At 70.9% G+C, this 6605-nt stretch carries 5 protein-coding genes; 4 read left to right on the top strand and 1 reads right to left on the bottom strand.

Annotated features, from left to right (window positions below):
- Positions 1-12 precede the first annotated feature (12 nt).
- Entirely contained in the window at positions 13-2013 is a 2001-nt protein-coding gene (locus tag Y694_RS08355) for an ATP-dependent DNA helicase (RefSeq protein WP_231497591.1), read from the top strand.
- Positions 2014-2049: 36 nt separating this feature from the next.
- Here the strand turns inward: Y694_RS08355 and Y694_RS08360 are convergent, their stop codons facing one another.
- Positions 2050-2874 (bottom strand): outer membrane protein assembly factor BamD, encoded by an 825-nt coding sequence (locus tag Y694_RS08360; protein WP_081771260.1) that lies wholly within the window; start codon positions 2872-2874, stop codon positions 2050-2052.
- Positions 2875-2925: 51 nt separating this feature from the next.
- Between Y694_RS08360 and Y694_RS08365 the strand changes: the two genes are divergently transcribed.
- The 3 genes from Y694_RS08365 to Y694_RS08375 all read left to right on the top strand — a co-directional run bounded on the left by Y694_RS08365 (position 2926) and on the right by Y694_RS08375 (position 6553).
- Positions 2926-3954: an RluA family pseudouridine synthase gene (locus Y694_RS08365; RefSeq protein WP_231497592.1), complete on the top strand. Its 1029-nt coding sequence runs from the start codon at positions 2926-2928 to the stop codon at positions 3952-3954.
- A 200-nt stretch (positions 3955-4154) separates the two neighbouring features.
- Entirely contained in the window at positions 4155-4940 is a 786-nt protein-coding gene (gene scpB / locus Y694_RS08370) for an SMC-Scp complex subunit ScpB (RefSeq protein WP_036231540.1), read from the top strand.
- Entirely contained in the window at positions 4937-6553 is a 1617-nt protein-coding gene (locus Y694_RS08375; protein WP_051495658.1) for a pseudouridine synthase, read from the top strand. The genes scpB and Y694_RS08375 overlap by 4 nt, the downstream gene beginning before the upstream one ends.
- The last annotated feature ends 52 nt before the right edge of the window (positions 6554-6605 follow it).

Genomic DNA, 6605 nt, shown 5'->3' on the forward strand with positions numbered 1-6605 from the left:
CGCGGGGCGCTCATGAGCCCGGCCAACGGCATGCGCAGCGAACTGCAGAAGGCGGTGAGTGCGGCATTCGCGTTCGGCGGTCCGCTGCAGCGGGCTGATGCGCAGTACCGCGAGCGCGGCGCCCAGTTGGAGCTCGCCGCAGCCGTGGCCGATGCGATCGATGCGCGCGAGGTGCTGGTGGCCGAGGCCGGCACAGGCGTCGGCAAGACGTTCGCCTACCTGGTCCCTGCGCTGCTGGCCGGGCATCGCACGCTGATCAGCACCGCGACCAAGAGCCTGCAGGACCAGCTTTTCCTGCGCGATCTGCCGCGGCTGCGCGAGGTGCTGGCCCTGCCGGTCAGCGTGGCCTTGCTGAAGGGACGCGGCAGCTACCTGTGCCTGCAGCGGCTGGTGCTGGCCCGGGAGACGACGGCGCTGCCCGACCGCTATGCGGCGCGCACGCTGGCGAAGATCGAGCAGTGGGCGCAGCGCACCGTGAGCGGCGACCTGGCCGAGCTCGAAGGCCTGGACGAGCGCTCGTCGGTGATCCCGCTGGTGACCTCGACGCGCGAGAACTGCCTCGGCAGCGAATGCCCGGAATACCGCGGCTGCCACGTGATGAAGGCCCGCCGCGAGGCGATGGCGGCCGACCTGGTGGTGGTCAACCACCACCTCTTCTTCGCCGACCTGTCGCTGCGCGACACCGGCATGGCAGAGCTGCTGCCTTCCGTGGACGTGGCGGTGTTCGACGAAGCGCATCAGCTTGCCGAGGCGGGCGTGGCCTTCCTCGGCAGCACGCTGGGCAGCGCCCAGGTGGTCGATTTCGCGCGCGACATGCTGGCCGTCGGGCTGGCGCAGGCGCGCGGCCTGCAGCCTTGGCAGGACCTGGCGGCAAGATGCGACCGCGCGGCGCGCGATCTGCGCCTCGCGGCCAACGGGCCCCTTCGCGAGGTGCGCGGCAGCCTCAAGCTGCGCTGGGGCGATCGCGCCGACCGGGCCGACTTCATCGAGACACTCGCCGCGCTGGGGCAGGCCTGCCGGAGTGCGGCCGACGCGCTCGACGTCGTGGCGGAGATGTCACCCGATCTGGCCAAGCTCGCGGAGCGGGCGTCGACGCTGGCCGCCCGCGCCGCCGGCTTCGGGCTCGAGGCCGAGCCGGGGCGCGTGCGCTGGATCGACCTCACACCGCAGGGGCTGCGGCTGGTGGAATCACCGCTCGACGTGCGCGACGCGATGCGCGAGCAGATCGCGGCGGCGCCCAAGGCCTGGATCTTCACGTCGGCCACGCTCGGAGCCGACGAGCGGCTCACCTGGTTCACCGAGCAGGCCGGGTTGGAGACGGCGCGCACGCTGCGCGTCGACAGCCCCTTCGACTACCCGATGCACGCGCGGCTCTACGTCCCCACGCGTTTCCCGAAGCCGAACGAGCCGGGCCACACGGCGGCGGTTGCACGCCTGGCGGCGGCCTGCGCGCGGGCCGCGGGGGGGCGCACCTTCGTGCTGACGACGACCCTGCGTGCGCTGTCCGGCGTGGGCGAGGCGCTGCAGTCCGACTTCGAGGGCGATGCGGAGCCGATCACCGTGCTGATGCAGGGCAGCGTGCCCAAGCGCCAGCTGCTGCAGCGCTTCCTCGACACGCCGCGCGCGGTGCTGGTCGGTTCGCAGAGCTTCTGGGAAGGCATCGACGTGCCCGGCGAGGCACTGCAGTGCGTGATCATCGACAAGCTGCCGTTCCCGCCGCCGAACGATCCGCTGGTCGAGGCGCGCGTGAAGCGGCTCGAGAGCGAGGGGCGCAACCCCTTCAACGACTACTTCGTGGCCGAGGCTGCGGTCTCGCTGAAACAGGGTGCCGGCCGGCTGATCCGCAGCGAGAGCGATCGCGGTCTGCTGGTCGTGTGCGACCCCCGCATGGGCACGATGGGCTATGGACAGCGCATGAGGGCCGCTTTGCCGCCGATGCAGGTGCTGCGCGAGGAAGCGCAGGCGCTGGCGTGGTTGGCCGAGATATCGAAGGCGGCGTCGGCCTGGGCTTGAGGCGGCGGGATCAGCGCCGTGGGCCCGGCCGCCTGATCACCAGATCTGCCACCAGGGCTTGTCGGCCGTCTCGAAGCCGTCCTTCACATAGCGCGATTCCGGAAAGTTGGTCTGCAGCACACGCTGGGCATCGTCGCGCAGTTCGGTCAGGCCGAGCTTGTCGTAGCTGATGCCCAGGATGTAGAGCGCCTCCTCGGTCGCAGGAGCGCGCTGGAATTCCTGCACGGCCTGCTGGGCGCGGTTGGCCGCGGCCACGTAGGCGCCGCGGCGGTAGTAGTAGCGCGCCACGTGGACCTCGTAGGTGGCCAGCGTGTTGACGATGTAGTTCATGCGCAGCTGCGCATCCGGCGTGTACTTGGAATTGGGGAACTGCAGCGTGAGCTGGCGAAAGCTCTGGTAGGCGTCGCGCGCGGCCTGCTGGTCGCGTTCGGAGAGATCCTGGCGTGCCAGCCCGCCGAGCAGGCCGAGGTTCTCGTTGAAGTTGATCAGGCCCTGCAGGTAATAGGCATAGTCGATCGCCGGGCTGCTGGGATGCAGCTTGATGAAGCGTTCGATCGTCGACAGCGCCTGAGCTTTTTCGTTCGTCTTGTAGTACGCGTAGGCGAGGTCGATCTGCGTCTGCTGCGCCTGCTGGGTGCCGGCGGTGCGCGCCTCGAGCTTCTCGTACAGCTTGGAGGCGCGCTCCCAGTTGCCGTTGGCGGCTTCGTCGCGCGCCTCTTCGTACAATTTGTCGGTGCTCTTGCCGGCAAACTCGTCCTTCGGGCCGCCGGCACATCCGATCAGTCCGATGCTGGCGGCCGCCAGCACCACGGCCAGGGTCGCGCGCCATCCGGCGGCAGAGCTCATACGCATCGCGGTCATCACCAGCAGGCGGCGCCGGGGCGGCCGCAGTTGAAGGAACAGCAAAATTATATGGGTGCTCCCTTGCGCCAGACCGTGGCCACCGAGCCGGCCGAGGCCGACGAGCCCGCCGAACTGCTGGCAGGCGATGCCGAGCAACGCCAGGCGCGGGTCGATGCCGACGCGCACGGCGAGCGCCTCGATCGCTGGCTCGCGACGCTGGCGGGCGAGTTCTCCCGCAACCACCTGCAGACGCTGATCGAGGGCGGGCAGGTCCGCATCGACGGGCAGACCGTCACCGCCCGTGCACGGCGCGTCAGCGCGGGGCAGCAGATCGAGATCACGCTGCTGCCCACGCCGGAGAGCCAGGCCTTCCGGCCCGAGCCGGTGGCGCTGTCGGTGGTGTTCGAGGACGCCCATCTGCTGGTCATCGACAAGCCGGCCGGCCTGGTGGTGCACCCGGCGCCCGGCAATTGGTCGGGCACCGTGCTCAACGGCCTGCTGGCGCATCACGCCGGCGCGGCGGCGCTGCCGCGGGCCGGCATCGTGCACCGGCTCGACAAGGACACCAGCGGCCTGATGGTGGTGGCCAAGACGCTGCCGGCCATGACGTCACTGGTGCGCGCGATCGCCGCGCGGGAGGTGCATCGCGAGTACCTGGCCCTGGTGCACGGTGTGCTGCGCCAGGCGGTCTTCAGCATCGACGCGCCGATCGGTCGCGATCCGGTGTCGCGCATCAAGATGGCCGTGCTGGCGGGCGGCCGGACGGCGCGCACCGATGTCGAGTTGATCGCGGTGCGCGACGCCGTCAGCGCGGTGCGCTGCACGCTCCACACCGGCCGCACGCACCAGATCCGGGTGCACATGGCCTCGCGAGGACATGCCCTGCTGGCCGACGCGCTGTACGGTGGCCGTCCCGGACTCGGCCTGACGCGACAGGCGCTGCATGCGCACCGGCTGGGCTTCGTCCATCCGGCGAGCCTGCAGCCGATCGAGTTCAGCGCCGTCCCGCCCGACGACCTGCGCGCGGCCTGGCAGCAGATCGTGGGCGGGTCGCACGCGCCCGGCCACGATACAGATACAATCGGCGCGCAGGGCTGATGCAGCCCTTGCCGGTGGCCGAAGGCGGCTCGACCGGCTCCGACCACCGCAGGTCCCCCCCGAGTTCAGCCACACCCCGGCTCCGGCCGGCCTCTGCGGCCGAGACACTCGCCGCACCTGCAGTGCAGACAGCACACGGAAGGCACCCCGGTTCCCTTGCACGCCGGCTCCCCAGTCGGCCAAGACGACAGACGGATTCGATGAACACACAGGATGCAAAGCGCGTCCTCGAGACGGCGCTCATCTGCGCGCAGCAGCCGCTGCCGCTGCGCGAGTTGCGCACGCTGTTCGATGACCAACTCGGCCCCGACACCCTGCGCATCCTGCTCGACGAGCTGGCGCGCGACTGGGAGGACCGTGGCGTCGAGCTCGTGGCGGTGGCCAATGGCTGGCGTTTCCAGAGCCGTCCGGAGCTGCGCGAGTACCTCGATCGCCTGCACCCCGAGAAGCCGCCGCGCTACACCCGCGCGACGCTCGAGACGCTGGCAATCATTGCCTACCGCCAGCCCGTGACGCGTGGCGACATCGAGGACATCCGCGGCGTCACCGTCAACAGCCAGTTGCTCAAGCAGCTCGAGGACCGCGGCTGGATCGAGGCGATCGGCCACCGCGAAACGCCGGGGCGGCCGGCGCTGTTCGCGACGACGCGGCAGTTCCTCGACGACCTCGGCCTCGCCACGCTCGAGCAGTTGCCCGCCCTCGACGGCGCGCCAGCGGTGACGATGCTCGTCGACGCCTTGCCGGGCCAGGTATCGCTGCTCGATGCCCCCGCCGATGCGGCCTTGCCGGGGGAGGACGATCCCGGGCTCCCGCAGCCGGGCCTCGATGCCATTTCGCCGGAGCCGCTCGAGGCTTCGGACGAAGCGGCCGCGGACGACGACGAGGCTGTCGACGCAGCCATCCCCATGGCTGCATCGGAGGCTCTCTCCTCGACCGCAGAACTTCCCACGCCGCCGGCCGACGCCGGCACGGAAACCCAGACATGAATTCGAACGACACTCCGCCCAGCGATACGCAGCCCGATGCCACGCCGCCCACCGGCGACGACAGCGCCGCTGCAGCGCCGGTCAAGCGACGCACGCGCAAGGCGGCGACGCCAGCGGCCGAGAGCACGGCAGCCGTGGAGGTGACGGCGGCCGTCGAAGCCGATGCGGACACAGCGGCACCGAAGACCCCGCGGCGGCGCAAGCCCAAGGCCGATGTGGCTGTCGCGGAGTCGTCCGAAGCCGTCGCGTCGCCCGTGGCGGCTGATGCGCCGGCGGCGGCCGAAGCCCGACCGGCCCCGATCGAGCGACCTGTACCGGTCTCAGCGCCGGCTGCCGCGGAAGCGGCCGAAGGAACAGCCGCCGACAACGAACCGACCGAAGCGGCCGGATCCGGCGAATCGGGGGCGGCGGCCGGCGACGAATCGGGCGAGCGCAGCCGTCGTGGCCGCAACCGGCGCCGAGGCCGCAAGGACCGCGCCGGCCGTGAAGGCGGCGAGGCTGCGGGCGCCGATGGCTCGGCCGAGCCCGGCGCCGAACGCCCGCCGCAGGCACCGCGACCGGCGCTCGATCCGGCGCTGGTGGTGGAGCGCTTCGAGGAAGTGCTGTCGGGTGCCTACGACGCCGAGCCACCCGAGCCGGACGATGAGGCCAGCGTCGAGCAGTCGACCAAGCGCGTGCTGCGCCCCGAGCCCGAGGCGCCCAAGCTGCACAAGGTGCTGGCGCAGTCGGGCATCGGTTCGCGCCGCGACATGGAACAGTTCATCCTCGACGGCAAGGTCACGGTCAACGACGAGGTGGCCCATGTGGGCATGCGCATCTCCTACGGCGACCGCATCGCCGTCGACGGCAAGCCGGTGCGTCTGCGCATCCAGCCGGGCCCGGCGCGGCTGCTGGCCTATCACAAGCCGACCGGCGAAGTGGTCACGCTGAACGACCCGGAAGGGCGTCCCACGGTGTTTCGCCGTCTGCCGCGCCTTCAGCAGGGCAAGTGGCAGTCCGTCGGTCGCCTGGATATCAACACCGAGGGCCTGCTGCTGTTCACCAACTCGGGTGAACTGGCGAACCAACTGATGCATCCCCGCTTCGGCGTCGAGCGCGAGTACGCGGTGCGCGTGCTCGGCAGCCTGAACGAGGAACAGCGCGCGAAGCTGCTCGAGGGCGTGGAGATCGACGGTCAGACCGCCGGCTTCAAGAGCATCGAGGAGGGCGGTGGCGAAGGAGCGAACCGCTGGTACCGCGTGGTCATCACCGAAGGGCGCAACCGTGAGGTGCGCAAGCTGTTCGACAAGGTCGGCCTGGCCGTGAGCCGTCTGATCCGCATTCGCTACGGCACTGTGGTGCTGCCGCGCGGCCTCAAGCGCGGCGTCTGGGTCGAGCTCGACGACCAGGACCTGCGCGCGATCCGCCAGCTGGCCAGCGGCAACCGTGGCGCAGCGGCGCAAAGCGAGTCGCGCGACGCTCAGGGCAACCGCGAACAACGGCGCAACAACGGTCGCAACGGCAAGCCCGAGCGCAACGCGCGCGGGCCGCAGCAGGGCGGGGCCCGCGCGCAGGGCCAGGGCGGCCCGCGCGCAGGTCCTGGTCGTCGAGCTCGACCCAGACGCCGCGCTTGAGGCCGCGCGGCAGCACCACAGTGCCGTAGCGAATGCGGATCAGACGGCTCAC

Origin of the sequence: Methylibium sp. T29-B, from assembly GCF_000576225.1 — a bacterium.
GTDB lineage: Bacteria > Pseudomonadota > Gammaproteobacteria > Burkholderiales > Burkholderiaceae_C > Methylibium > Methylibium petroleiphilum.